This window comes from Methylobacterium sp. 1030, assembly GCF_040544715.1.
Classification (GTDB): Bacteria; Pseudomonadota; Alphaproteobacteria; order Rhizobiales; family Beijerinckiaceae; genus Methylobacterium.
Window position 1 is genome coordinate 323243 of record NZ_JBEPKM010000003.1, and the last position, 25340, is coordinate 348582.

The 25340-nt window shown below is 69.7% G+C and carries 20 protein-coding genes; 11 read left to right on the forward strand and 9 right to left on the reverse strand.

The features are described 5' to 3' along the window. Positions 1–2 precede the first annotated feature (2 nt). The 4 genes from ABIC30_RS06090 to ABIC30_RS06105 form a co-directional block, all read right to left on the reverse strand. Complete coding sequence (locus ABIC30_RS06090) at positions 3–965, reverse strand: aldo/keto reductase (RefSeq protein WP_354454395.1); 963 nt, start codon at positions 963–965, stop codon at positions 3–5. Positions 966–970: 5 nt separating this feature from the next. Then, positions 971–1615, reverse strand: coding sequence for an MBL fold metallo-hydrolase (locus ABIC30_RS06095; protein WP_354454397.1), 645 nt, complete (start codon positions 1613–1615; stop codon positions 971–973). An 89-nt stretch (positions 1616–1704) separates the two neighbouring features. Continuing rightward, a complete protein-coding gene (locus tag ABIC30_RS06100; RefSeq protein ID WP_091978009.1) occupies positions 1705–2088 on the reverse strand; it encodes a hypothetical protein in 384 nt (127 codons plus the stop codon). Between the two features lie 67 nt (positions 2089–2155). Beyond that, complete coding sequence (locus ABIC30_RS06105; protein WP_354454399.1) at positions 2156–3823, reverse strand: alpha-amylase family protein; 1668 nt, start codon at positions 3821–3823, stop codon at positions 2156–2158. Positions 3824–3979: 156 nt separating this feature from the next. Here ABIC30_RS06105 and ABIC30_RS06110 point away from each other — a divergent pair, with 156 nt between their 5' ends. Beyond that, positions 3980–7024, forward strand: a complete 3045-nt coding sequence (locus ABIC30_RS06110; RefSeq protein WP_331327757.1) for a penicillin-binding protein 1A — start codon at positions 3980–3982, stop codon at positions 7022–7024. A 28-nt stretch (positions 7025–7052) separates the two neighbouring features. Beyond that, positions 7053–8114, forward strand: coding sequence for a hypothetical protein (locus tag ABIC30_RS06115; protein WP_020091674.1), 1062 nt, complete (start codon positions 7053–7055; stop codon positions 8112–8114). 15 nt (positions 8115–8129) lie between these two features. Here the strand turns inward: ABIC30_RS06115 and ABIC30_RS06120 are convergent, their stop codons facing one another. Then, the gene (locus ABIC30_RS06120) at positions 8130–8348 is read right to left on the reverse strand and encodes a hypothetical protein (RefSeq protein WP_020091673.1); all 219 of its coding nucleotides are present in this window, start codon (positions 8346–8348) and stop codon (positions 8130–8132) included. Positions 8349–8616: 268 nt separating this feature from the next. On the opposite strand from ABIC30_RS06120, the gene ABIC30_RS06125 reads away from it, so the two are divergent. Both ABIC30_RS06125 and ABIC30_RS06130 read left to right on the forward strand, forming a co-directional pair. Continuing rightward, positions 8617–8865, forward strand: coding sequence for a hypothetical protein (locus ABIC30_RS06125; RefSeq protein WP_012317333.1), 249 nt, complete (start codon positions 8617–8619; stop codon positions 8863–8865). 176 nt (positions 8866–9041) lie between these two features. Beyond that, the gene (locus ABIC30_RS06130) at positions 9042–9680 is read left to right on the forward strand and encodes a hypothetical protein (RefSeq protein ID WP_026604712.1); all 639 of its coding nucleotides are present in this window, start codon (positions 9042–9044) and stop codon (positions 9678–9680) included. Between the two features lie 15 nt (positions 9681–9695). On the opposite strand, the gene ABIC30_RS06135 is transcribed toward ABIC30_RS06130, so the two are convergent. Continuing rightward, entirely contained in the window at positions 9696–10274 is a 579-nt protein-coding gene (locus ABIC30_RS06135; protein WP_020091671.1) for a polysaccharide biosynthesis/export family protein, read from the reverse strand. A gap of 189 nt (positions 10275–10463) precedes the next feature. Here ABIC30_RS06135 and ABIC30_RS06140 point away from each other — a divergent pair, with 189 nt between their 5' ends. Then, entirely contained in the window at positions 10464–12683 is a 2220-nt protein-coding gene (locus ABIC30_RS06140) for a GumC family protein (RefSeq protein ID WP_354454402.1), read from the forward strand. Between the two features lie 12 nt (positions 12684–12695). Here ABIC30_RS06140 and ABIC30_RS06145 read toward each other — a convergent pair whose 3' ends face one another. Further along, the gene (locus ABIC30_RS06145; RefSeq protein WP_020091669.1) at positions 12696–13847 is read right to left on the reverse strand and encodes a GNAT family N-acetyltransferase; all 1152 of its coding nucleotides are present in this window, start codon (positions 13845–13847) and stop codon (positions 12696–12698) included. A gap of 273 nt (positions 13848–14120) precedes the next feature. Between ABIC30_RS06145 and ABIC30_RS06150 the strand changes: the two genes are divergently transcribed. Further along, complete coding sequence (locus tag ABIC30_RS06150; protein ID WP_020091668.1) at positions 14121–15182, forward strand: polysaccharide deacetylase family protein; 1062 nt, start codon at positions 14121–14123, stop codon at positions 15180–15182. Positions 15183–15207: 25 nt separating this feature from the next. On the opposite strand, the gene ABIC30_RS06155 is transcribed toward ABIC30_RS06150, so the two are convergent. Continuing rightward, positions 15208–15864: a DUF2155 domain-containing protein gene (locus ABIC30_RS06155; protein WP_020091667.1), complete on the reverse strand. Its 657-nt coding sequence runs from the start codon at positions 15862–15864 to the stop codon at positions 15208–15210. Positions 15865–15992: 128 nt separating this feature from the next. After that, entirely contained in the window at positions 15993–16409 is a 417-nt protein-coding gene (locus ABIC30_RS06160) for an NADH:ubiquinone oxidoreductase subunit NDUFA12 (RefSeq protein ID WP_020091666.1), read from the reverse strand. A gap of 514 nt (positions 16410–16923) precedes the next feature. Between ABIC30_RS06160 and ABIC30_RS06165 the strand changes: the two genes are divergently transcribed. The 5 genes from ABIC30_RS06165 to ABIC30_RS06185 all read left to right on the forward strand — a co-directional run bounded on the left by ABIC30_RS06165 (position 16924) and on the right by ABIC30_RS06185 (position 25306). Further along, entirely contained in the window at positions 16924–20655 is a 3732-nt protein-coding gene (locus ABIC30_RS06165; RefSeq protein ID WP_020091665.1) for a vitamin B12-dependent ribonucleotide reductase, read from the forward strand. Positions 20656–21007: 352 nt separating this feature from the next. Next, positions 21008–22108 carry a patatin-like phospholipase family protein gene (locus ABIC30_RS06170; RefSeq protein WP_354454464.1) on the forward strand — a complete coding sequence of 367 codons (1101 nt, stop codon included), beginning with the start codon at positions 21008–21010 and terminating at the stop codon, positions 22106–22108. Beyond that, positions 22105–23142, forward strand: a complete 1038-nt coding sequence (locus tag ABIC30_RS06175) for a cyclic GMP-AMP synthase DncV-like nucleotidyltransferase (protein ID WP_354454405.1) — start codon at positions 22105–22107, stop codon at positions 23140–23142. Before ABIC30_RS06170 ends, ABIC30_RS06175 begins: the two co-directional genes overlap by 4 nt. Continuing rightward, complete coding sequence (locus ABIC30_RS06180; protein ID WP_354454407.1) at positions 23139–24842, forward strand: ThiF family adenylyltransferase; 1704 nt, start codon at positions 23139–23141, stop codon at positions 24840–24842. The genes ABIC30_RS06175 and ABIC30_RS06180 overlap by 4 nt, the downstream gene beginning before the upstream one ends. Before the next feature lie 35 nt (positions 24843–24877). Then, positions 24878–25306: a Mov34/MPN/PAD-1 family protein gene (locus ABIC30_RS06185; protein WP_354454466.1), complete on the forward strand. Its 429-nt coding sequence runs from the start codon at positions 24878–24880 to the stop codon at positions 25304–25306. The last annotated feature ends 34 nt before the right edge of the window (positions 25307–25340 follow it).

The following is a 25340-nucleotide window of genomic DNA, read 5'->3' on the forward strand; positions in this document are numbered from 1 at the left end:
CGTTAGCCCTCGATGCCGCCCGCGCTCGCCGCATCCAGGCGGTCGATCGCCCCGGGTGCGAGCGTCAGCCGGACGGCGCCGAGCAGCTCGTCGAGCTGCGCCACGGAGGTCGCGCTCGCGATGGGCGCGGTGATGCCGGGGCGGGCGATGATCCAGGCGAGCGCGACCTGGGCCGGACTCGCGCCGTGGGCCTGCGCGACCGAATCGAGGACGTCGAGCAGCGCGAGGCCGCGGGGGTTCAGGTACTTGGCGACCCGGTTCTCCCGCGGGCGTCCCGCCGCGTCGTCGGCACTGCGGTACTTGCCGGTCAGGAAGCCGGCCGCCAGGGAGAAGTAGCCGATCACGCCGATCTGCTCCGCCCGGCAGAGCGGCTCAAGCTCGGCCTCGTAGCCGCGCTGGGCGAGGCTGTAATCGGGCTGCAAGCACTCGTAGCGCGGCAGGCCCGCGGAGGCCGAGACCGCCAGCGCCTCCGCGAGCCGGGCCGCGGTGTAGTTCGAGGCGCCGATCGCCCGGACCTTGCCGGCCGCGATCAGGCGCTCGTGCGCCCTCAGGGTCTCCTCGAGGGGCACCGCCGCGTCGTCGAGATGCGACTGGTACAGGTCGATCCGGTCGACCCCGAGGCGTTGCAGCGAGGCCTCGCAGGCCCGCTCGATATGGGCCGCCGAGAGGCCCTGGCCGGCCTCGCCGAGGTCCATGCCGACCTTGGTCGCCAGGACGATCCGGTCGCGCGCGCCCGGACGGGCCGCGAGCCACTTGCCGATCACCGTCTCGGACTCCCCGCCGACATGGCCGGGGGCCCAGCGCGAGTAGACGTCGGCGGTGTCGATGAAGTCGAAGCCGCTCTCCACGAACCGGTCGAGGATCGCGAAGGACGCGGCCTCGTCGGCCGTCCAGCCGAAGACGTTGCCGCCGAGGCAGAACGGCGCGACCGTCAGGTCGGAGCGGCCGATGCGGCGCCTGTCCATGCGCGTCAATCCTGCAGGAAGGGGTTGGACACGCGCTCCGCGCCGAGAGTGCTGGTCGGTCCGTGGCCGGGGATGAAGGCGACCTCGTCGCCCAGCGGCAGGACCTTGTCCTTGATGGCGCGGATGAGCTGCTCGTGGTTGCCGCCGGGCAGGTCGGTGCGGCCGACCGAGCCCTTGAACACCACGTCGCCGACGAGGGCGAAGCGCGCGTCCCGGCTCACGAACACGACGCTGCCGGGCGAGTGGCCGGGGCAGTGGAGGATGTCGAAGCCGAGCCCGCCGACCGTCACGGCGTCGCCCTCGTCGAGCCACCGGTCGGGCGTGACCGGCCGGGCGGCGCCGAGGCCGTAATTGGCCGCCGTCTCGGGCAGGGAATCGAGCAGGAACTTGTCGGCCTGATGCGGGCCCTCGATCGGCACGCCGAGGCGCTCGCGCAGCTCGTCGGCGCCGGCGGCGTGGTCGACGTGGCCGTGGGTCAGCAGGATCTTCTCGACGGTGACGCCCTGCTCGCGGATCGCCGCCTCGATCCGATCGAGGTCGCCGCCGGGATCGACGACGGCGCCGACCTTGGTGGCGTCATCCCAGATCAGGGTGCAATTCTGCTGGAAGGGCGTGACCGGGATGATCCCGGCGCGTGGCGTACCTGGCATGTCGTCCCGCGTGTTGGTGGCGCCGCTCCGGACGCCCTCCGCCCCAGTTTAGCGTAGAACGCGGGTGGGCGGCACCCTGCGCGGCACGCTCAGGCCGCGTCGCCCCTGGGGCGGCGCAGGCTGTCGTGAAGCGCCAGCATCTCGGCCATGCCGAGCGCCCGCGAGCTCCAGCGGGTCTCCGCGGCGTTGACCTGGGTGAACCGGTCGTGGGACCGCCCGCCATAGGCGCCGAACAGGGCTCTGCCCGCCTCGACGGCACCGTCGCCGGGCGCCGTCTCGTCCGGCCGGTCGATCCGGTAGGACGGCGTCGGGGAACGGCCGGTCACGCCGATCCGCACCCAGGCGTCGCCGTGATGCTTCTGGCACATCCGCATGGTGCTCAGGACCTGGCGCAGGTAGGCCTCGCCGTCGGCGAGATCCGGCAGGACGTCAGCGATCGTCGCGTCCGGGGGATGATGCTTCGTCCGGGCCATGTCCCACCTCGTTCCGGCCTGTCCTACCGTGTCGGCCGGCCGAGGGCGAGCCGGGCCCCGGTGTTCCTCACGTCGGCCGCCGCTTCAGCAGCGCGTCGAGCCCGCCGACGCGGAACCAGTGGTAGCCGTATCCCTCCAGGAACAGGCAGTGGCGGCCGTCGTCCTTGACCTCGCTGCGGGCGCCGGTAAGCAGGTCGACGAGGATGTCGTGCTCGCGATCCTCGGATCCCGACGCCATCGCGACCTCGACGGGCTCCGGCGCGAGATTGTGGACGCACAGGATGGCATTGCCGCGCCACGCGTAGCGCAGCGCCAGGACCGACGGGCGCCCGGTCTCCATCGCGACGACGTCGCCCCAGCCGATCTCCGGCGCCTCCTTGCGCTGCCGGATCATGCTCTGCATCCAGTTGAGCAGCGAGCCCTCCTCGTGGCGCTGGTCGGCGACGTTCACGTGCGCGTAGCCGTAGGGGCCGTGGTCGATCAGCGGCAGCACGGTGCGCTTGGCCGTCGAGAACCCGCCCTGGTGCTCGCTCGTCCACTGCATCGGCGTGCGGGCGCAGTCGCGCTCCGGCAGAGCCAGCTCGTCGCCCATGCCGATCTCGTCGCCGTAGCGCAGCACCGGCGTTCCCGGGAGGGTGAACATCAGCGAGTAGGCGAGGCGGATCCGGCGGGGATCGCCGGCCAGCATCGGCGCGAAGCGGCGGCGGATGCCGCGGTCGTAGAGCTGCATCCCCTTCTCGGGTCCGAAGGCGTCGAACACGCTCTGGCGCTGCTTGTCGGTGAGGCGTCCCAGATCGAGCTCGTCGTGGTTCCGCAGGAAGATGCCCCACTGGCAGGAGAGCGGGCGCGGCTTCGTCCGCTCGATCGCCTTGACGAGGGGCCGCGCATCGTGGGCCGCCAGGGCGTAGAAGGTCGCCTGATTGACCTGGAAGTTGAACATCATGTGCATGCGGTCGGCGTCGTCGCCGAAATAATCGAGGTCCTGCTTCGGCAGGATGTTGGCCTCGGCCAAGATGATCGCGTCGCCCTGGCGCCACTGCAGGAACTCGCGCAGGTCGCGCAGCATCTCGAACTGCTCGCGGGGCTTGCCGCCGACATCGGCGCCCTTCTCGGCGATGACGAACGGCACCGCGTCCATGCGGAAGCCGGACACGCCGAGCTGGATCCAGAAGCCCATGATCTTCAGGATCTCGGCCAGCACCTCCGGATTGGCGGTGTTGAGATCCGGCTGGAAGTTGAAGAAGCGGTGGAAGTACCAGGCCTTGGCCTTGGTGTCGTAGGTCCAGGTGGTTTCCTGAACGCCCGGGAAGACCATGCCCTCGTCGGCGCTCGCGGGGCGCTCCTTCGACCAGACGAACCAGTCGCGGTAGGGCGATTTGGGGTCGGACCGGGCCGACTGGAACCACGGATGCTGGTCCGAGGTGTGGTTGACGACGAGGTCGATGAGGACGCGCAGGCCCCGCTGCTTGGCGGCGTGCGTGAAGGCGACGAAGTCCCCGAGCGAGCCGTAATCCGGATCGACGCCGTAATAGTCGGCGATGTCGTAGCCGCCGTCCTTCTTGGGCGAGGGCTGGAACGGCATCAGCCAGACCGCGGTCGCGCCCAGGCCCTGGATGTAGTCCAGCCGGCGCTCCAGCCCGGCGAAATCGCCGATACCGTCGCCGTTGGCGTCCATGAACGTGCCGACGGACAGGCAGTAGATGATCGCGTTCTTGTACCACAGGTCGTTGATCATGGACCCCCCGGCGTCGTCGCGCCTCACGAACGTGGGAGTCGGCCAAAGCGTTGCCGTGCGGCGTCTCCTTAAATCAGCCGCGTTGTGCACGCCCTGTTCAGGCGCGCTCCCGAAAGGTCCGCGCTCGCCCCGTCGCGTCCCCCGAATCCGGCCCGTATGAACGCCATCCTGATCAAGCTGTTCGCGACCGCCCTGACGCTCAGCCAAGTCACGACACGGCCGGACGCGGTCCGGACGCAGTTCGATCCCGCGACGGACGGCCCGGAGGTGGTGCGCCTGCTGCGCGACGGCTGCGCCCACATGCGCAAGGCCTTCGACATCGAGGACATCAATCTCGACGAGTTGATCACCACCGCGATGGAGGATCCGTCCACGGTCGCCGGTCCGGCCGCGCCGAAGATCCTGCACGGTCTCGACCTGACCGAGCTGAACACGAGCTACAAGCAGTTCTGCAAGGGCGAGAACCCCGCGAACTCGCCCTTCGACGCGAAGGCGGTGATCGAGTTCTACGACAACGCCACCAAGGATCTGCCCAGCGCCGAGGCCCTGCGCGACAAGGCCCTGCCGGGGATGACCCGGATCCTCGACGGCGCCGGCAAGCCCTTCGCCGAGGCGTCGGAGCCGAACGGCCGCCGCATCGTGGTGCCGATCACGGCGGTCCCGAACCTCGTCCAGAAGGCCTTCATCGCCGCCGAGGACAAGCGCTTCGAGACCCATCACGGCATCGACGAGCGCGGGGTGATCCGCGCCTTCATCGCCAACCTCGCCTCGCCGGGGCGGCCGGCGGGCGGCTCGACCATCACCCAGCAGGTGGTCAAGAACCTCTCGGTCGGCGACGACGTCACCTACGAGCGCAAGATCCGCGAGATGATCGTCGCGTCGCGGCTGGAGCGCATCCTGACGAAGCCGCAGATCCTGGGGCTCTACCTCAACGGCATCTATCTCGGCCGCGGCGCCTACGGTATCGAGATGGCCGCGCAGAGCTATTTCGGGAAGCCGGTGGGGCAGCTGACCCTGCCGGAAGCGGCGCTCCTCGCCGGCATGCCCAAGGGGCCGAACTTCTACAGCCCGGACAAGTACCCCGACCGCGCGCGGGAGCGGCGCGCCTACGTGCTCGCCCGCCTCAAGGAAGAGGGGACGATCACCGAGGCCGAGATGAGCGCGGCGATCAAGTCCGATCTCGGTCTGAAGCCGATCGAGACCGCGCGCCGCGATTCCGGCTTCTACGTCGTGGATTTCCTCAATCGCGAGGCCCGCACCTTCGCGGGCGTGGATTCGCTGACCTCCGGCTCGCTGACCGTCCGTTCGACGATCAACGCGGGGCTGCAGCGCGCCGTCGAGGACGCCTTGCAGGACGGCCTCGCCAATTACGAGCGCGGCACCGGCCGTCAGGCCTTCACGGGGCCGGAACTCAACCTCGCCGACAGCGTCCGGCGTATCCAGGCGGCGACGCCGGCACCGGAGGGCTCCGCCTCGGCCGCGCCCGCCGTCACCGGCGCGCGGCCGGAGACCGCGAAATCCGACGCCAGGCCGGAGGCCGGGCCGGCCGCGAAGCCGCGCCGCGGCGAGAGGGTCGCGGCCGTGCCGCAGAAGAAGCCGGCGTGGCTGCTGGCGCTCGAGAGCGCCCGCCCGGTCCTCTACGACGTTCACTGGCCGATGGCGGTGGTGCTGGAGACCGGCCGCGGCGGCGTGAAGGTCGGCCTCGCCGATGGCCGCACCGCCTCCCTCGACCCCGGCATCGCCCGCGGCAAGCTGCAGCCCTACGACGTGATCCGCGTGAAGGTCAGCGCCGGCAAGGGCGGCCCGCGCGCGCAGCTCCGGGTCCGGCCGACCGTCCAGGGCGCGGCCCTGGTGCTGGAGAACCAGACCGGCCGGATCCTCGCGATGGCCGGCGGCTTCTCCTACCCGCTGAGCCAGCTCAACCGGGTCACCCAGACGGTGCGCCAGCCCGGCTCGACGCTGAAGCCGCTGACCTACCTCGCCGCGCTCAACGCCGGCCTGCAGCCGAACACCCTGGTGATGGATTCCGCCGTGACCCTGCCGCCGATCGGCGGGGCCGGCGATTCCTGGTCGCCGAAGAACTACGAGGGCGGCGGCTCGGGGCCGACGACCCTGCGGCGCGGCCTGGAATTCTCCAAGAACCTCGTCACCGCCCGGCTCCTCCAGGGCGGGATCGCCCCGAAGGCGCCGGCGAGCCTGAAGCGGGTCTGCGACATCGCCCTCGAGGCGCAGATCTACGCCGAGTGCGAGCCCTACTACCCCTTCGTCCTCGGCGCGCAGCCGGTGCGGATGCTCGACCTCGCGGGCTTCTACGCGGCGGTGGCCAACGAGGGCGCCCGCCCGGCGCCCTACGCGCTCGAATCGGTCGAGCGGGACGGCAAGCCGCTCTACACGCACGCCGCCAAGGAGCCGGTGCGGATCGCCTCGGCGGACCGCGTGGCCTTCTACCAGCTGAAGACCATGCTGCAGGGCGTGACGCAGCACGGCACGGCCGCGGCGCTCGCGAAGGTCTCGGCCTACGTGGCCGGCAAGACCGGCACCTCGGAGAACGAGAACGACGCGTGGTTCGCCGGACTGACCAATGAGATCAGCGTGGTTGTCTGGGTCGGCTACGACAACGCCGACGGCACCCGCAAGACGCTCGGCCGCGGCCAGACCGGCGGCCACGTCTCGGTGCCGATCGCCTCGGCGATCCTGCAGGCGGCCTGGGCGAACGGTGTCGCCAAGACGCCGCTGCGGGGCCCCTCCCCCGAGGCGCGCCCGTTCATCGCCGACCTGCCGATCGACCCGCGCAGCGGCGTGCGGATCGCCGGCGGCGGCTTCCTCGAGCATTTCCGCACCAGCGGCGACGGGCGCATGGCGGACACTCAGTACCGCCTCGTGCCGCGCGAGACGCTCTACGCCATGCGGCCCGACGCGCAGGACGGCGACCTCGCCGGCGACGACGGCGCGAGCGTCGCGGGCGACTACTACGGCAACATGACCGGCGAGCGGCCGCGATCCGACTTCCTCGACCCGTTCGGCGAGCGTCCCGCGCCGCGCAGCCGCCGCGCGCAGGGCGACGTGGATCTCTACGGTCAGGATCCCTACAAGCCCTGGCCGGGCCAGACGAATCGCTCGCCCTTCGGCGGGGACGACGACGCGCGCCGCCCGCGCCGCCGCGATCCCGACTACCTGTTCGGCGAAGACCCCGGTTACTGACAGCCCTCCCCGACAGACGAGAATCCCGTTGCGCCAGCAGCTTCCCGCGGCCCTGGCGGCCGCCCTCACGGCCGCGCTCCCGGCCCTCCCGGCACGCGCCCAGACGCCCGCCGCCAACACCGCCCCGGCGCCGGGGCCCGAGCGGATCAAGGAGGTGCCCTCGGTCACGGCCGTCGATCCGGCCGCGATCAAGCCCGGCCAGATCCTGTTCACCGACCATCGCGACAACCCATCGGCGCCGGAGAACGGCCTGATCCCGTACCTCGACTGGCTGAAGGCGCGGCCGGCCGAGGCGGCGGCGCTCGCCCCGTATCCCGGCTACAAGGAGCCGGACTACACGGTCACGGTGAACGGCGTGACCAAGCCGCGGCACGAGACCCTGAAGGTCTACGTCGCCGAGGGGCGCTTCGTCGTCTCACGGCCGCCCGAGGCGATCGACCTCCAGGCCTTCGCCAACCTCGCCTTCGTGCAGAAGATGGATCCGGCGATCAAGCACCGCACCCTGGCGGTCGCCGACGTGACGCCCAACAAGGACCCGGCCGCCGCCTTCGCCAAGCGTCCCGACCGTCCGTGGTGCGAGGGCGCCGGCGCCTGCATCGAGTCGCGCTACGACCTCGAGGGCAAGCTGCCGCTCGGCGTGAAGCTCGCCAACAAGCTCGAGGAAGGCTCGACCAAGAAGATCGCCGAGTTCGTCTCGTTCCAGAGCGAGCTGCGGGTGCTCGGGCCGGACCAGGGCGACCGTCTCAAGGCGCTGACCAAGATCGACACCGCGGTGACCGGCGGCCTCGAGCAGACGATCTTCTGGGTCAACCAGATCCTGCGCTTCGGCAAGTTCCTGGCCGTGTTCCAGCCGATGCCGAACGACCCGACCAAGACGGTGGTCACCACCTATATGGCGCTGGCGATCAAGGGCGACGTCCTCGACCGCAAGGCCGAGTACGCCCGCGTGCCGGTACTCAAGAATCTGCTGCCCGCGCAGGTGCTGATGGGCAATTCCAGCTTCAACACCGGCAACTCGATCAGCGCCGGCCTGCCGGTCTACGCCCGCAACCGGATCGCCACCTTCGCGGACGCACTCACCAAGCGGTGACGCGCCGCGCGCGCCTCACATCCCGCGGTTGCCGATCGTCGGCAGCGTCGGCTGGGTGTAGGCGCGGTTCACGTCGCGGCGGGTCTGGGTGCCGTTGGTGTTGCCCGAGGCCCGGTAGTTGTCGAGGTTGAAGGTCTCGGCGAGGCCGCTGCGGGAATCCGGGCCGTCGCTGGTGCTGCAGGCGCAGAGGCCGCCGAGCGTCAGCGCGGAGAGGGCGAGAAGGGTCAAGCGCATCGCGTATCCTGAAAGCGGGCCGTGGCCGGCCCGCGACCGGCCACGGCCGGAGCGGCCCTCACGGGACGTCTCGCGGCATGGTCAGCGCGGAGGCGCCTCCGTCAAGGTCGCGCGCAAGATGTAAATCCGTTCTGCCGCCTCCGATGCGCGCCGGCCACGGAAAATCCACCACAGACCCGGATTGCGGCGGATAGGGCCGGCCAATCGTGTTGAGTTCGGCCCCCTCCCCCTGGCGAATCCCGGTCGTTTCGGGCGACAACCCTCCGCGATGAGCAACGTCTTGCCCTTCCGTCCGCGCCCGACCGTCACCCGCCTCGCTCGCTGCGAAGTTGTGACCGTGGCCGGTGATCTCCTCGCCCTGCTGGAGCAGCTCGAGGATGTGAGCGCCCGCGCCGCCGCGATGGGGCGTCCGGCGATTGAGGTCGAGCGCACCGTCCAGCACCTCTTGGATGCCGTGAGCGCCGTGGAGCGCGCCCTCGACTGCATCGGCGAGGGCGAGCAATCGGCGCCGGGCTAGACCGCGTCCCTGCGCGCTCGGGCGCGCCGGGCTCCTGACCGCGGGGACGTCGAATCCCGCGCCGGCGGGTCGCCGCGGGGCATTCCTAAGCAGACTCTAAATCATCCGGAACCCTCCAGTACGCCTTGCGGTTGAGGGTCGGATGCTCGCGTCGGGCGTCGCTTCCGGAGGGTGCTATGAGGCTTCGCACGAGCAGCTTGCTGGCCGTCATGGCGGCCGGCGGTCTCCTCGCCGGGACGGCGATGCGCGCCCAGGCCGCGGAGGTCGGATTCCTCGAGATGCTGTTCGGCGCCCGGCCGGCCCCGCAGCAGGCCCAGCCGGCTTCTACCCCAGCCCCCGCCTTCGACGGCCGCGCCTTCGGCCGCCACGCGACCCCGCGGCTCGGGGCGGCGCGCCGCCGCTTCCAGACCCGCTACGCGGCGCTCCCGCTCAAGATCCGCGTCAAGGAGCGGGAGATCAGCGAGCGCCAGACCCCCATCGACATGAAGGGCGGCGCGACGGCGGCGCTGCTCAAGGACGAGACGCTGCGGCCGGGCGACATCGTGGTGCTGAATTCCGGCGCCCGGGTGTTCACCGGGAATCCCGACAAGCGCCACGCGATCCGGGATTTCGAGCCGGTCCAGAACTCGCGCTTCGTGAGCCGGGGCACGCGGAAGGTCCTGGCCGGGCTGTTCACGCCGGTCGGCGCCGTGCCCGCGCAGGAGGCGCGGCGGATGATGGCCCGTGCCCGGCAGCCGATGCCCGAGGTGGCGACGCCGATCCCAGCGCAGAAGACCGCCATGCGGGTGATCAACCCGTGGCAGGGCGGGCAGTGACCGGCGCGGCGCCGCTCAGAAGAAGCGTTCCTTGATGACGATCGTGTCGCCCGGCCGGACCGCGTAGGTCATCGGCACGATCCCGGAGATCAGCGAGCCGCCGGCGTCGCGGGTCAGGACGGCGTAATCGCGCGCTGCCCGGGGGCCGAAACCGGCCGCGATCGCCACCGCCGTCTCCACGGTCATGCCGTTGACGAACGGGTACTGACCGGAGGTGGTGACTTCGCCGAGGATGTAGAACGGTCGGTAGGCGTCCACCTCCACGGTGACGTGCGGCTCGCGCACGTATCCGGAGGCCAGCTTGGCCTCGATCGCCTTGGCCGCCTGCGCGGTCGTCTGACCGCCCACCTGCACGGTCCCGATCAGCGGCATGGCGATGCGCCCCGCGCCGTCGACCGCGTATATGTTGGACAGGTTGTCCTGGCCGAACACGATCACCCGCAGCTTGTCGCCCGCCGCCAGCGTGTACCGCGCGGCGATCGAGCCGGTGCCGGTGGCATCGAGCTGGTCGGTGCGGAAGCTCGGCCGCAGGCAGCCGCCGAGCGCCAGAGTCGAGCCGAGTGCGAGGAGCAGAGCGCGCCGGTTCATCACCATCGCCGTCATGGATGCAGTTGCGGGGTGATGTAGGCCGTTAAGGTTAATGAAACTTGATCACCGCGCGACGGAGGCGGTGCCGTCACCGGCCCGCGCGGCCCTTAACTCTTGAGCAACCTTAACATCCACTAATGGCCGCGGGACGGCAGTAATGCCCGCCCGGCCTGTCTCCGCGTTCAGAGCGTCCGCATGTCCACGATCCGTCAACGCTCGATCTACGCCGTGCCCGGATCCCAGCCGCGCGCCGAGGAAGGCCTCGGCCTCGCGCAGCTGCCGCGGATCCTGCGGCGCTCGATCGGCTGGATCGTCGGGCCGACCCTGGTGGTCGCCCTGGGCGCGAGCGTCTTCGTCAACGTGGTCAGCCCCCGCTACACCGGCGAGGCGAAGGTGCTCCTCGAGAGCCGCGACCCGGCCTTCGCCCGCACCGCGCAGGAGCGCGGCGACCAGCTCGCGCCGATCGACGAGCAGGCGGTGGCGAGCCAGGTGCAGGTCGTGATGTCCCGCGATCTTGCCCGCGAGGCGATCCGCCGACTCAAGCTCGTCGGCAACGCCGAGTTCGATCCCGGCGCGGGCAGCATCGGCGCCGTGCAGCGCGTGCTGATGATGCTCGGCATCGGTCCCAATCCCCTGGACCGCCCCGCCGAGGACCGGGTCCTCGACGCCTACTTCGACCACCTCCTGGTCTTCCCTGCCGGCAAGTCGCGCATCCTGACGATCGAGTTCCGCGCGAAGGATCCGAAGCTCGCGGCCGAGGCCGCCAACACCATCGCCAAGCTCTACATCGGCTCGCTGGAGGCCGATAAGGTCGACACCGCCCGCTACGCCTCCACCTGGCTCGGCGGCAACATCGACGGGCTGCGCAAGCGCGTCGCCGAGGCGGAGGCCAAGGTCGAGGCGTTCCGCGCCAAGAACGGCCTCGTAGGCAGCACCGGCCTGGCCGGGCGGCCGCTCAACGCCCAGCAGCTCGGAGAGCTGTCGAGCCAGCTCTCCGCGGCGCGGAGCCTGAAGGCCGACCTCGACGGCAAGGTGAAGGCCATCAAGGACCTGATCAAGGACGGGCGCGCCTTCGAGATTCCCGACGTCGCCAACAACGAGGTCATCCGCCGGATCGTCGAGAACCGGATCTCCGTGCGCGCCCAGCTCGCCCTCGAGTCGCGGACCCTCCTGCCGGCTCACCCGCGCATCAAGGAGCTGCACGCCCAGCTCGAGGACCTCGACGCCCAGATCAAGGCCTCGGCCGAGCGCGTCGTGCGCACGATGGAGAACGACGCCAAGATCGCGGGCGCCCGGGTCGAGAGCCTCCAGGCCGCCGTCGACGGCCAGCAGGACGTCGTCGTCCGCGGCAACGCCAGCGAGATCCAGCTCCGCGCGCTGGAGCGCGAGGCCAAGGCGCAGCGCGAGCAGCTCGAATCCTATCTCGGCCGCTACCGCGAGGCGGCGGCGCGCGACGGCGAGGCCGCGACCCCAGCTGACGCCCGCATCGTGTCCCGCGCGGTGACGCCCGAGGTTCCGTCCTTCCCGAAGAAGCTGCCGATCGTCGCCTTCGCGACGCTGCTGACGCTGATGCTCTCGGTCGGCGGGGTCATCGCCAGCGCGCTGCTGGCCGAGTCCGGCCGCGCCGCCGGCGACCGCGACGGCGATCCGGCTGACGATCGGCGGCGCCGCGAGCCGGTGCTGGATCGACCGTCCTTCACCTTCCCGGAGGCGACGCCGGCCGCCCGCTGGTCCGAGGCGTCGGGCGCGGCTGCCGCCGCGTCGGCGGCGCCCGCCGCGGCCACGGCGCTCCGCTCCCCCGACACGTTCGATCTCGCGCCGCTCGTCGCGCGCATCGCGGCGGCGCCCCGCGCACCGGAGGCGCAGGCGGGTCGCCGCGTCCTGATCGTCGAGACCGAAGCCCGTCGCGGCGTCCCGACGCTGCCCGAGGCCCTGACCCGCGCCCTCGGTCGCGAGGGGAGCCTCGTCGCCGTCGACCTGAACCTGCCGAACGACGGCACGGCGCGGCTCGGCTTCGCCGACCTCATCGCCGGCGAGGCCGCGTTCCTCGACGTGATCCAGGCACGCCGGGACGGCGGCCAGCATCGGATCGAGGCGGGGCTGCTGGAGTCGACCGTCCTGTTCGACGAGCCCGATGCCCTGGCCCTGACCTTCGAGGCCATGGCCGAGGCCTACGACTGGGTGGTCTTCCGGCTCCACGCCGCGCCGGGGGCCGTCGACCTCCTCGAGCTCGTGGCCGGCTTCATGGACAGCGTCGTCATCGCGTCGAACGCCGATGCCGAGGATCCGGCGCTGGCCGACCTCTACGCCCTCGCCGAGGAGGCCGGCGCGGGGCAGATCCTGGTCGCGCAGGATCGCCCAGCCGCGTCCGATGTCGAGGAGGCGCGGGCGGAGCTGCGCCTCAACGCCGCCTAGGCCGCGCGCCGATCAGGACCGGCGCAAGGTGCGGAGCCGCTTGAGGGCGGCGTAGAGGCGCGGGTCGCGCTTGATCCGCCGTTTCGTCCGCGTCAGGCCCCGGCGCAGGGCGCCGTAGGCCCGGCCCCGCAGGGTGACCGGGATGATCGTCTCGACGAGGCTGATCGTCTCGTCGCAGATGCTGGCCTTGTAGCGCGCCTCGCCGACGCCGAGATCGAAGCCCTGCCGGCCGCGGGCGGTCTGGTCGCGCACGAGATGCTGCAGGAGAAGGTCGCCGGGACTGTAACGGGCGACCTCGGGGTCGCCGTCGAACGCCGTCATCATGCCGCTGAACCGTCGGTCGCTGACGGCACCGCCGAAGGTGGCGAGAACGCGGCCGCTCTCGGCGAGACACAGGGCGTACAGCTCCACGGCGGGCTCTGCGCCGGTCGACGCGGCCGTCAGGAAGGACCGGATCGCGGGATCGGCGTAAGGGTCGGCCACGCCCATGCCGGCGAAGCGGGCCGATTTCTGCGCGAAGAACGCCGCCAGCAGGCGCGCCGCCTCGTCGGCGGACTCGGCGCGGCGGTAGACGATCGCGCCGTGCGCCTCCACGAGGCGCTTCTCCTTGGAGCGCAGCTTCTTCCGGGCGTCCGCGCTGAAAACCCGGCGCACGGTCGCCTCCGGATCCGGCCCGAGCATGAGGCCGTAGCCGTCGCTGGCCTCCGCCTCGCCGGTCGCGGCGAGCGGGTTCGCTGCCCCGTCCCACATCCGGGGCTGGTGCTTGAGCGCGAAGGCGTCGATCCCCTCAGCGCGGCCGGCGCGGATCAGCGCGGCGACGATGCTGCCGGGCCCGATGGCCGCCGCGTCGCGGGTGGCGAAGAGCGGCATGTGATAGTTGGCGTGCGTGCCGCCGACCGTGCGCGCGAGGCGCAGCCCGTGCTCCCGGCTCAGGGTGAACGGGACGAGGATGCGCGGCCGTCCGTCGTCATCCCGCAGGACCGCGACGCGCGCGCGCTCGGCCAGTCCCGTCGCCCGCAGGTAGGCGCTGATCCAGTCGAACCGCTGATACGGCGTGCCGAGGCTCGCCGGATCGGCTTCCAGGCGCCGCCACAGCGCCTCCGCCGCGGTCAGATCGGGGATGACCTCCGCGACGAGCCCCCCGGCGCTGCGCGAATCGACCATGTCCGTTCCCGCTACGTGGACACCGACCGCCATGACCCGATCTCCCGGGGACCGCGCGCGATCCCGTGCCGCGCAAACCCTGACGGCAAGCGGCTGAACAGCCCGTCACTCCGATCGATGATGGCGCGATACCGGCGCCGGACGGTCCGTCAAAGAACAGTCGTGGCTAATGATAGCTTGCTTTCTCCGCGGCCACGCATGCTTTCGGCTTTGTTTACCCGGGCGAGCCAAGGCTGTGCCGAGCTGGGCCGCGGGCCCGAACGGTTCAGGGCCATGCTGTCGTCGCGTGCCAAGCATCGGGTCTTCGCGTCCGGGTTCCGCGCGATCCAGGCGCTCGGGGCGGACCGCTGGCTCAGCCCCGCGGCGCGCGGCCTCGGCGTGATCCTCACTTTCCACCACGTCAGCCCCGACCCGGTCCCGGCCTTCGCGCCGAACCGCCTGCTCGGCATCACCCCCGAGTTCCTCGATCTGACCCTGCGCGAGCTCGATGCCCGCGGCTTCGAGATCATCGGTCTCGATTCGGTGCCGGAGCGGCTGGCCGAACCGGATTACGGGCCGCCCTTCGCGGTCCTGACCTTCGACGACGGCTACCGCGACAACGTCGAGCACGCCCGTCCCGTGCTGGCCCGCCACGGCGCGCCGTGGACCCTGTTCGTCACCAGCGGCTTCGCCGACCAGGCCGGGCGGCTCTGGTGGATCGAGCTGGAGCAGGCGATCGCGCGCCTGGACCGGGTGCGCATCGACGTCGGCGCGCGGAGTCTCGACCTTCCGGCGCGAAGCCCGCAGGAGAAGGCGCTGGCCTTCGAAGCCCTGTACCGCGACCTGCGGCGCGGGGACGAGGCGGACCTCCTCGACCGGATCGCGGCCCTCTGCCGGCAGGCCGGCTTCCCACCCGGACGCCTCGCCGCCGATCTGTGCCTGTCCTGGGCGGAACTGCGCGACCTCGCCGCCGACCCGTCCGTCACCGTCGGCGCCCACACGGTCAGCCATCCGATGCTCGCCAAGCACGCTCCCGCGATCGCGGCGCGCGAGATCGCCGAGGGGCGCGCGCGGATCGAGACGGAACTCGGGCGGCCGGTGCGGCACCTCTCCTACCCGGTCGGGGATCCGACCTCCGCCGGCCCGCGGGAATTCGCCCTGGCGCGGGAGATGGGCTTCGCGACGGCCGTGACCACGCGGCCCGGCCACCTCTTCGCCGAGCACGCCGCGCACCTCCAGGCCCTGCCCCGGGTGTCGGTGAACGGTTGCCACCAGACGCGCGCGGCGCTCGCCGGACTGCTCTCCGGCGTCCCGTTCCTGGCGTGGAATCGCGGGCGACGGCTCAACGTCGCCTGAGGCGACGACCCGCCCGCGGGCGGCGTCAGCGGAACAGCGCGTCGAACAGGTTCTGCGGCTGCTGCTGCGGCGGCGGGGCCGGCGCCGGCCCCTCGTTCGACGGGAAGAACTTGCGCGAGGGCTTCTGGCGGGGCTGCACCGGCACGCCGCGCGGCGCCTCCACGTCCACCTGCCCGTTGGCATTGAGCTGCTGGGCGGTCTTGGTCGCGTCCTTGCCGGGGCGCTTCGCCTTCTCGGGCTTGGCCGCCACGGCCGGGACGTCCTCCTGCTCCTTGGCCTCGGCGATCACGTCGCTGCCGCCCTTACAGTCGACCAGCCACACGTCGTAGATCGGGTGCTCGATCGCGTGCAGGCCGGGGCTCGACGCGAACATCCACCCGGTGAAGATCCGGCGGTACTTGTTGTCGAGGGTGACCTCGTCGACCTCGAGGAACGCCGTGGTCTTGGCGCTCTCGGTCGGCGGGCGCGTGTAGCAGACCCGCGGGGTGAGCTGCAGGGCGCCGAACTGCACGGTCTCGTCGACCGCCACCTCGAAATTGACGATCCGGCCGGTGATCTTGTCGAGGCCGGAGAACACCGCGGTCGGGTTCTTGATCTTGTCGGCGGCGGCGGGGCCGGCGCAGACGAGGAGCGCGAGGCCGGGGGCGAGCGCGCGGCGTGCGAGGGCGATGATGCGGCTCAAGGCTCGGACCCCTGGACGAGGGTGACCGGCCGCGCCAACGGGTGCGCGGCGGGCGATCGGGATTGACCCGTCATGAACACCGGAACGGTGGCGGCAAAAGGGCGCCGGCTCCGCGACGGGTCGCGGCTCTACTCGCCCGGCGTCCAGGACACGTAGTCGCCGGTCGCGGCCGGCCGCTGGCCCCAGGAGAGCTGCGAGCCCGCCGGCCTATACGCGTTCGCGGTGCCGGTCTGGTTCTCGATATGGGGCTTCTGCCACGCCTTCGGCTGGTAGGTCTCCTCGCTCGGCGCGACGTCGACGTTGTGGCAGAGCCAGCCGCGCCAGCCGGGGGGCACCTTCGAGGCGTCGGCGTAGCCGTTGTAGACGACCCAGCGGCGCTCCGAGCCCACCGAGCGGTCGATCAGCGCGCCCTCCGCCTTGTAGTACTTGTTCCCGAACTCGTCCTCGCCGACGAAGATGCCGGTGCGCGCGGTCTGGAGCGCGACGGAGACGGTCTGGCCGTTCCACCACGTGAAGATGCGCAGCAAAGTGTCCTTCAGCGCCATCGCCGGTCCCGGAATCGTGGCGCGCCGCGAGGGCGCTCGTCGGCGCCGTTATGGTGACCGCGCGCGTGTGAGTCCAGCCGCATGACGGAAGTGTCGCCCCGGGGCAACGCTCGGCCCGCGCTTTCGGCCTCCGGTTCCGGCCATCCGCCGGCTCCGCTCCCTAGGGTTGTGAATCTAAAATTTTCCCGATCCGATTCCCGAAAGCCGGAAGGACACTTATCCCGGCCCGGGACGATATCCACAGGCTTTTGCGAGCCGGCACAACATCTAGCGGGGAACAAGGCCGTCGAACACCACTTGTTGACGTGAGAGTGAAGGCGGCGGTAATCTCCCTGCATCGGTCGCGCCCCGCGGAAGTGGTGCGTTGGGCAGGGGCGGCCGTTCCTAATTTTCGTTCGCGGGACCGAGGCACGTCTCTCAGCCGGGCGTGGTCGGCCGCGAATCCCACTATCGGGCTAGACCCCGCGTCGCGCGGGGCCGGGACCCTCGTGTCCCGACGGGAGAGGTGTGTTTCATGCGGTTCGAGCGTCGCTACACCACGGCCGGACAATCGCCCTACGCCGGGATCCCCTTCCGCAAGGCCCTGAGCGAGATCCGCAACCCGGACGGCTCGGTCGTGTTCCGCCTCGACGGCATCGACGTGCCGGAGAGCTGGAGCCAGGTCGCGAGCGACGTTCTCGCGCAGAAATACTTCCGCAAGGCGGGCGTTCCGGCGCGGCTGCGCAAGGTCGAGGAGAACGCGGTCCCCTCCTTCCTCTGGCGCTCGGTGCCGGACGACGCGGCCCTGGCCGAGATCCCCGAGGACGAGCGCTTCGTCTCCGAAGCCTCCGCCACGCAGGTCTTCGACCGGCTCGCCGGCTGCTGGACCTACTGGGGCTGGAAGGGCGGCTACTTCTCGTCGGAGGAGGATGCCTCGGCCTTCATGGACGAGCTGCGCTTCATGCTGGCCCGCCAGATGGTGGCGCCGAACTCGCCGCAATGGTTCAACACCGGCCTGCACTGGGCCTACGGCATCGATGGCCCGAGCCAGGGCCACTACTATTGCGACCCGCAGACCGGCGTGCTGACCAAGTCGGCCTCGGCCTACGAGCACCCGCAGCCGCACGCCTGCTTCATCCAGTCGGTCCAGGACGACCTCGTCAACGATGGCGGCATCATGGACCTGTGGGTGCGCGAGGCGCGCCTGTTCAAGTACGGCTCCGGCACCGGCTCGAACTTCTCGATGCTGCGCTCGGAGAACGAGAAGCTCGGCGGCGGCGGCAAGTCCTCGGGCCTGATGAGCTTCCTGAAGATCGGCGACCGGGCGGCCGGCGCGATCAAGTCGGGCGGCACCACGCGGCGCGCCGCCAAGATGGTGATCGTCGACATCGACCATCCGGATATCGAGGCCTTCATCGACTGGAAGGTGAAGGAGGAGCAGAAGGTCGCCGCCCTGGTGACGGGCTCGAAGGTCGTCTCCAAGCACCTGACCCTGGTGATGAAGGCCTGCACGCAGTGCGAGGCCGAGGGCGATGCCTGCTTCGATCCGGAGCGCAACCCGGCGCTCAAGCGCGAGATCAAGGCCGCCCGCCGCGCCTCCGTGCCGGATTCCTACATCAAGCGCGTGGTGCAGTTCGCCCGCCAGGGCTTCACCAAGATCGAGTTCCCCGTCTACGATACCGACTGGGATTCGGAGGCCTACCTCACGGTCGCCGGCCAGAACTCCAACAACTCGGTCTCGCTGACCGACGACTTCCTGCGCGCCGTCGAGGCGGATGCCGACTGGCAGCTGACCGCCCGCACCACCGGCAAGGTCACAAAGACTCTGAAGGCCCGCGACCTGTGGGAGCGGATCGGCGAGGCCGCCTGGGCCTCTGCGGACCCGGGCCTGCACTTCAACACCACGATGAACGACTGGCACACCTGCCCGGCGGGCGGGCGGATCCGGGCCTCGAACCCGTGCTCCGAGTACATGTTCCTCGACGACACCGCCTGCAATCTCGCCTCGGCGAACCTGCTGACGATGTATGACCGGGACACCAAGCGCTTCGACGTGGAGGCCTTCGAGCACCTCAACCGCCTCTGGACGGTGGTGCTCGAGATCTCCGTGATGATGGCGCAGTTCCCGTCCAAGGAGATCGCGGAACTCTCCTACCGCTACCGGACGCTGGGTCTCGGCTACGCCAATATCGGCGGCCTGCTGATGACCATGGGCCTTCCTTACGATTCCGACGCGGGCCGGGCGCTCGCCGGCGCGCTCACGGCGATCATGACCGGCGTCGCCTACGCCACCTCGGCCGAGATGGCCGCGGAACTCGGCACCTTCCCGGCCTACGACGAAAATGCCGACGCGATGCTGCGGGTCATCCGCAATCATCGCCGGGCCGCCCACGGCGAGGCCGGTGGCTACGAGTTCCTCAACGTCGCGCCGGTCGCCCTCGACCACGCCAACATCCCGCAGGCGGATCTGGGCGACCACGCCCGCGCCGCCTGGGACCGGGCGCTGAAGCTCGGCGAGGAGCACGGCTACCGCAACGCCCAGGCCACCGTGATCGCGCCGACCGGCACGATCGGCCTCGTGATGGATTGCGACACGACCGGCATCGAGCCCGACTTCGCCCTGGTGAAGTTCAAGAAGCTCGCCGGCGGCGGCTACTTCAAGATCATCAACCAGGCCGCTCCGGACGCCCTGCGGGCGCTCGGTTACCGCGAATCCGAGATCGCCGAGATCGAGGCCTACGCGGTCGGCCACGGCTCGATGGGTCAGGCGCCGGGCATCAACCCGACGACGCTGCGCGCCAAGGGCTTCACGGACGAGAAGATCGCCGCGGTGGAGAAGGGCCTGAAGTCGGCCTTCGACATCAAGTTCGTGTTCAACCGCTGGACGCTCGGCGACGATTTCCTCACGCAGACCCTCCGGGTCCCCGCGGAGAAGCTGTCGGACCCGACCTTCGAGCTGCTGCCGTTCCTCGGCTTCACCAAGAAGGAGATCGAGGCCGCCAACACCCACATCTGCGGGGCTATGACCCTGGAGGGCGCGCCGGGCCTGAAGCTCGAGCACTACCCGGTCTTCGACTGCGCCAACCCGTGCGGTCGGATCGGCAAGCGCTACCTCTCGGTCGAGAGCCACATCCGCATGATGGCGGCAGCGCAGCCCTTCATCTCGGGGGCGATCTCCAAGACCATCAACATGCCGAACGACGCCACGGTCGAGGATTGCAAGGCGGCCTACCTGCTGTCCTGGCGCCTCGCCCTCAAGGCGAACGCCCTCTATCGCGACGGCTCGAAGCTGTCGCAGCCGCTCAACTCGGCGCTCATCTCGGATGACGAAGACGAGGCCGATGAGGGGATCGAGGCCCTGATCCAGGCGCCGGCCGCCGCCAAGGCCGCCGCCGCCGCGGAGAAGATCGTCGAGCGCGTGATCGAGCGCGTCGAGCGGATCCGCTCCCGCGAGAAGCTGCCGGCCCGCCGGAAGGGCTACACCCAGAAGGCGGTGGTGGGCGGCCACAAGGTCTACCTGCGCACCGGCGAGTACGACGACGGCCGCCTCGGCGAGATCTTCATCGACATGCACAAGGAGGGCGCGACCTTCCGGAGCCTGATGAACAACTTCGCCATCGCGATCTCGCTCGGCCTCCAGTACGGCGTGCCGCTCGAGGAATACGTGGAGGCTTTCACCTTCACGCGGTTCGAGCCGGCCGGCTTCGTGCAGGGCAACGACGCGATCAAGAACGCGACCTCGCTCCTCGACTACGTGTTCCGCGAGCTGGCGGTCTCGTATCTCGGCCGCGCCGACCTCGCCCATGTCAGCCCCGCCGAGATCGGCGGCACGGTGATCGGCGGCGGCGAGAGCGGCGACACGACCCGCGAGGGCCCGAAGCCCGCGCCGGCCTCCTCGGTCGTGTCCCGCGGCCTGCTGCGCGGCTCGGCTGACCGGCTCACCCTGATCCAGGGTGGCCCGGCCGGTGCCAGCCTCGGGGTCGGTGCGGCGAGCGCCGGCCAGTCGGCGCCTGCCGGCGGCACGGTCCACGCGCTCCGCGGCAGCACGGCGCTGAAGGCGGAGCCTGCGGTGGCCGGTCAGGCCGAGACGATCGCCGACACCCTCCCCTTCGCCAAGGCGGAGAGGAGCGTCGCAGACCGGCGGGCCGAGGCGAAGATGAAGGGCTATGTCGGCGAGGCTTGCCCGGAATGCGCGAACTTCACGCTGGTCCGCAACGGCACCTGCCTGAAGTGCGACACCTGCGGTTCGACGACAGGGTGCTCCTGATACGCCGACGGCTCGTACGATAAATGTAGCGTGAGGCAAAAGGTGATCACTTTTGCTTCTCAAAGGCCCGCCGCCGAGAGGCACAACTTGCCAAATTTGTTCGGCCGTCAGCTAGCTCGCTGCGGCTACAGGGCCCTGAACTGCATCAGTCCGCGAGTATCACTGGCGGTCTTAACCGGGAAAACGACTGAGAGACTGATCTAACGAGCACCAACATGGCGGCGGGCGTAGCCCGCCGCCGGATGCTTCAAAGAACAAAACGGGATCAAGCTTAGCTATAGCCCAGAAAGGGTGGAAGGTGTCCAAGATGGATAATGTAAAGCGGCCCGCCGCTGCTCTACCCAAGACGGCGATGCGACCGTACCGCGTACTAAGTCTTGACGGTGGCGGGATGCGAGGTGTCTACACCGCCGAGTTTCTGAACCGCTTGACCAGCTACTTTGCGAGTATCAGGGGCGAGGAAGCACTCGATCTCGGCAAGGGCTTCGACCTCATCACTGGTACGAGCACAGGTGCCATCGTCGCCTGCGCCTTGGCCATTGGAAAGCCGTTGGATGAGGTCGTCGAACTCTACAGGGAGAACGGGCGTCACATCTTTCCCCACCGCATCAAAGGCGTTCTGAGCGCGCTTTACCGCGCTCTCCTGCTTGGCGACACGGTAGTGCGAGCCGGCGACGGCGCCTTGCGGGAAGCCCTTGTCGGCGTGCTCGGCGAGCTTCGCGTAATCGATGTCTATGAGCGTCGGGGGATCTCGCTTTCGGTGCCGACCGTGGCGATGAAGACCCATCGTTCCTGGGTTTTCAAGAAGACGCCGAAGAGCGGCCCGCGAGACGATCTCTACCCGTTGGTGGACGTCTGCATGGCGTCGAGCGCTGCACCCATCTACCGCTCTCTCGCGGCCATCGACGACCCCATGGCCAAGCACGGGCTCAAGCAGATCTTCGCCGACGGCGGCCTATGGGCGAACAACCCGATCCTGGTTGGCATGATTGACGCCTTGGCGGTCGCGCCGCCGGGACAGCCCATCGAGGTGTTCTCGCTCGGCACTTGCTCCCGCCCCGAGGGCGAGCACCTCACCGAGCGCGAGGTCCACCGCTCGATGCTGAAATGGAAGCTCGGGGCAGACGTGGCCCCCCTCAGCATCACCGCGCAGGAGTTCGCTTTCGACAACATGGCGCGGTTCTTTGCCGGCATCCTGACGCAAGCGGGCAGGCCAGTGCGGACGCTGCGCTTTCCCAAAAAGGATGTGCCGGCAGAGATGATGCCATTCCTCGCCCTCGACGACGCGAGAAAGGCGGCCGTGGATCGTCTGATCCAGCAGGCGAACTCCGATGCCGACGTGACGAAGAGCGCCTGCGACGACCCGAACAACGCCGACGGTCGAATGGTGAGAGCGCTGATGATGGATCTGCCGGCTATGCCGGCGACGGGCGTGGATTGGAGTGCGTTGTGACGAGGGACACAAACGAACAGCTTCGCCGTTTCCACGGCGACCGCGTCTGGATGGACGCAACAGGCCGCAGGGACATTTTCGGCAAGGCCAAGTCGAACCGCAACCGTTTGCGGAACGGCTTAGCCCGCGATGGAAAGCCGACGCCGGTCGGTTCGGCGACGCAGGGATCCTACGCCATGCGGACGATGATCCAGAACGACGACGGAGATTACGACGTCGACGACGGGGTCTACTTCGCCCAGGAGGACCTCGTCGGCCCGAACGGCGGCGTGATGTCTGCGCTCGCCGCGCGCCAAATGGTCTGCGACGCCCTTCAGGACAAGCGCTTCAGCGAGAAACCGGAGGTCAGGAACAACTGCGTCCGCATCCAGTATGCGAAGCCCAACAGCTACCACGTTGACGTTCCAGTCTACCGTCGTACCCGAACGAAGCACCCGTATACGGGCCAAATCACGGACAAGTACGAGTTGGCAAGTGCCGATTGGAAGGAATCCGATGCGCTGAACGTGACCAAGTGGTTCAACAGGCGCAACGAGGACACGAGCGGCGACTCATCTAAGGATGGCGACAAGGGACAGTTTGTGCGCGTCGTCCGTCTTGTGAAGGCCTTCGCGCGCAGCCGTCCCCACTGGAGTGGTAAGATCGCCGGGGGGTTCGCCTTATCGCGGCTCGTCTCGGACCACTTCGTGGAGAGCGTGGACCGCGACGATGTCGCGCTTCGCAACGTGCTCCGCGCAGTCAAAGATCGCCTCGTGTGGAAGGATTGGGTGGCGCACCCGACCCTGAACGAGAACATCCTGCCGGTGGGCAGCGCGAAGGCGAAGTTCCTGCGCAAGAAGCTTGGCGACAAGCTCCCCCTGCTCGACGTGCTCGACGATCCGAACTGCACGCACGAGCAGGCCATGAAGGCCTGGGACAAATTTTTCCTTTCCGACTGGTTCGCCAACCAGCCCGATCCAGACGACGAGGACGAGTTGGATAGGAAGACCAACCGCGGGCCCACCATCAAAGTCGGAGGCCAAGGCTACGCATGACTGTCCACGTCCACCCGCTCCCGGTGGATGCTGTAGCGCTCGCCGACAGGTGGTTCGCCAAGCTCGGCACCTCCTTCCGGGGACGTTTGCCCCCGGGCGACCCGCTCGTGCCCGAGGGTGCCGCTGCGTGGGTCGTCTCGACCCTCGGGCGGGAACTGGTGGTGGTCGTTGACGCTGCATTCCCCTACTCGGCGCCCAAGGTTCACCTATGCGGCGAACGGCGGGCAATGCCGCACGTCGAGGGGCGCGGACGATTGTGCCTGCGGAACCCCGCGGTGCCATCCGACCCGCAAGCCGCCGTGGCCGCGGCGCTCCGTGAGGCCCGCAGCCTCCTGCGCGCCATAACTGCTGGCTCGGAGGACCGCGACTTTGAGGAGGATTTCGGCCTCTATTGGGGACATGCGGCGGACGGCGGCTACCGTGCGCGGCTGCTCCTACGCGACGCGGACGCTTCGCGCCCCATCGCGTGGACTGCGGCGGGTCCCGCTGTCTACGGTTTCGACACCCCGGGCGCTCTGCGAAAGTGGTGGTGGCATCGCTTCGGCACGGACAGGACAAAGGTGCGGCAGGGTGCTCTCGTCATCCTCGACGAACTCCCCCACCCGGATCTTTACCCCTCCACGGGGGCCGAACTTTGGGAACTCGTCGCCTCTCGGTCGACGGGTGGGACGAAGCTCCTTGAGGATCTCCTTGGTCAGACGCCTAAAGGGTTGTTGGTGGTCCTGGCTGGCACCGCGCCCTCCGGCCGTCGCCACGCGGTCGGCCTGATGCTCGCGCGTCCCACGGAAGCTGGGGGCCGCCCGGTGAACCGTCGGCTGATTGAGCAGGGTTACGTACGCTGTAGCATGACCGCCGAGGCTCACTGCACCCGCATGCGGGTCACCCGCCTCGCCACGGACGCACTTGATGCCTCGACAACGCGCCTGCCGTATGAAGAGTATGATCGGCTCGCGGCCGCACGGGTAGCGGTGGTAGGTTGCGGCGCACTCGGCTCGGGCGTGGCCCGGCTTCTCGCGAAGTCCGGGATCGGTCACATCGTGCTCGTGGACCCCGAGACGCTGGGCTGGGAGAACATCCGCCGACATCGGCTCGGGGCGGAGTACGTCGGGATGCCGAAGGCAACGGCGCTCGGACGGACACTCGCGCGCGAGAACCCGGATATCGGCTCCGTCCGGGCGCTCGATGTCGCGATTGAGGGGTTGTTGGCGCGGGATCCAGGTGCGCTGGCAGGCGTGGACTTGGTGCTCGCCTGCACGGCGGATTGGTCCGCGAACTGCGCCCTGGACCAGTTCGTGACGCAGGCCGGCGGGATCCCAGTCCTCTACGCGTGGATGGAGGCACACGCACTCGCCGCCCACGCTGTCTTGATCATGCCCGGCCACTCCTACAGGGCTGGCTACGATGAGGCTGGAAACCCCGGGATCACTGCCTCGATCAGCGACAAACCGATCCCTGCCGAATGCGGAGCGTCCGCTTCACCGTTCGGCGCCGTCGAGCTCGCCCAAGCCGAGATGTTGTCGGCGCGCCTCGCGATCGACTTCCTTAGGGGCCGGTCGGTGGAAACGACCTGGTGGTCTTGGTTGACCGACGCGGCGGCTCTCGCCGACGCCGGCGGGCGCTGGACGGACGATTGGGTCGCCGCGCGAGGGATCCCAGGTCCCCTCGGACAGATGCAGGTCGGGCCGTGGGCGGAACCGTGAACGGGACGCTTGTCTTCGAAGTGGACGGGATCGAAGTGCAAGTCGAGGCTGGTCCGCTGTCAGTCTTCGCCGCTCATCGTCAAACCCGCCTCTTCCACCGGGAGGCCGGTGGCCAACTGTTCGGTCGCGCCGGACGAAAGCGGTGGAAGGTCACCCATGCGACGGGGCCGAACCGCCGCGACCGGAGGTGCCGCCTTCGCTTCGTGCCGGACCGGGGGCGTGAGCAGCGCGAGATCGCCGCTTTCTACGCGCGGGGGCTCGACTACCTTGGAGACTGGCATACGCACCCTGAGAATACGCCGTCGCCCTCCCCACGGGATCTCGCGAGCATCGAGGACATCGTTAGGCGATCGGCGCACGAGATGCCGGGCTTTCTCCTATGTATCGTGGGTCGGGACGAACCACCTGACGGCCTCTGGCTCTCCCTGCACCGAGGATCCGGTCAGGACCTCCGTGCGCGTTGAGCACGGCCGTCTGGGCCTTGGTGGAGTGCACCCT

What these genes read in the sequence shown, in the direction of transcription:
- ABIC30_RS06130 (WP_026604712.1), top strand. Translation starts at nt 9,042, where the DNA reads ATGAGGCTTCGCACGAGCAGCTTGCTGGCCGTCATGGCGGCCGGCGGT.
- ABIC30_RS06090 (WP_354454395.1), bottom strand. Translation starts at nt 965, where the DNA reads ATGGACAGGCGCCGCATCGGCCGCTCCGACCTGACGGTCGCGCCGTTC.
- ABIC30_RS06095 (WP_354454397.1), bottom strand. Translation starts at nt 1,615, where the DNA reads ATGCCAGGTACGCCACGCGCCGGGATCATCCCGGTCACGCCCTTCCAG.
- ABIC30_RS06140 (WP_354454402.1), top strand. Translation starts at nt 10,464, where the DNA reads ATGTCCACGATCCGTCAACGCTCGATCTACGCCGTGCCCGGATCCCAG.
- ABIC30_RS06165 (WP_020091665.1), top strand. Translation starts at nt 16,924, where the DNA reads ATGCGGTTCGAGCGTCGCTACACCACGGCCGGACAATCGCCCTACGCC.
- ABIC30_RS06180 (WP_354454407.1), top strand. Translation starts at nt 23,139, where the DNA reads ATGACTGTCCACGTCCACCCGCTCCCGGTGGATGCTGTAGCGCTCGCC.
- ABIC30_RS06160 (WP_020091666.1), bottom strand. Translation starts at nt 16,409, where the DNA reads ATGGCGCTGAAGGACACTTTGCTGCGCATCTTCACGTGGTGGAACGGC.
- ABIC30_RS06170 (WP_354454464.1), top strand. Translation starts at nt 21,008, where the DNA reads ATGCGACCGTACCGCGTACTAAGTCTTGACGGTGGCGGGATGCGAGGT.
- ABIC30_RS06145 (WP_020091669.1), bottom strand. Translation starts at nt 13,847, where the DNA reads ATGGTCGATTCGCGCAGCGCCGGGGGGCTCGTCGCGGAGGTCATCCCC.
- ABIC30_RS06110 (WP_331327757.1), top strand. Translation starts at nt 3,980, where the DNA reads ATGAACGCCATCCTGATCAAGCTGTTCGCGACCGCCCTGACGCTCAGC.
- ABIC30_RS06135 (WP_020091671.1), bottom strand. Translation starts at nt 10,274, where the DNA reads ATGGTGATGAACCGGCGCGCTCTGCTCCTCGCACTCGGCTCGACTCTG.
- ABIC30_RS06100 (WP_091978009.1), bottom strand. Translation starts at nt 2,088, where the DNA reads ATGGCCCGGACGAAGCATCATCCCCCGGACGCGACGATCGCTGACGTC.
- ABIC30_RS06150 (WP_020091668.1), top strand. Translation starts at nt 14,121, where the DNA reads ATGCTGTCGTCGCGTGCCAAGCATCGGGTCTTCGCGTCCGGGTTCCGC.
- ABIC30_RS06120 (WP_020091673.1), bottom strand. Translation starts at nt 8,348, where the DNA reads ATGCGCTTGACCCTTCTCGCCCTCTCCGCGCTGACGCTCGGCGGCCTC.
- ABIC30_RS06125 (WP_012317333.1), top strand. Translation starts at nt 8,617, where the DNA reads ATGAGCAACGTCTTGCCCTTCCGTCCGCGCCCGACCGTCACCCGCCTC.
- ABIC30_RS06105 (WP_354454399.1), bottom strand. Translation starts at nt 3,823, where the DNA reads ATGATCAACGACCTGTGGTACAAGAACGCGATCATCTACTGCCTGTCC.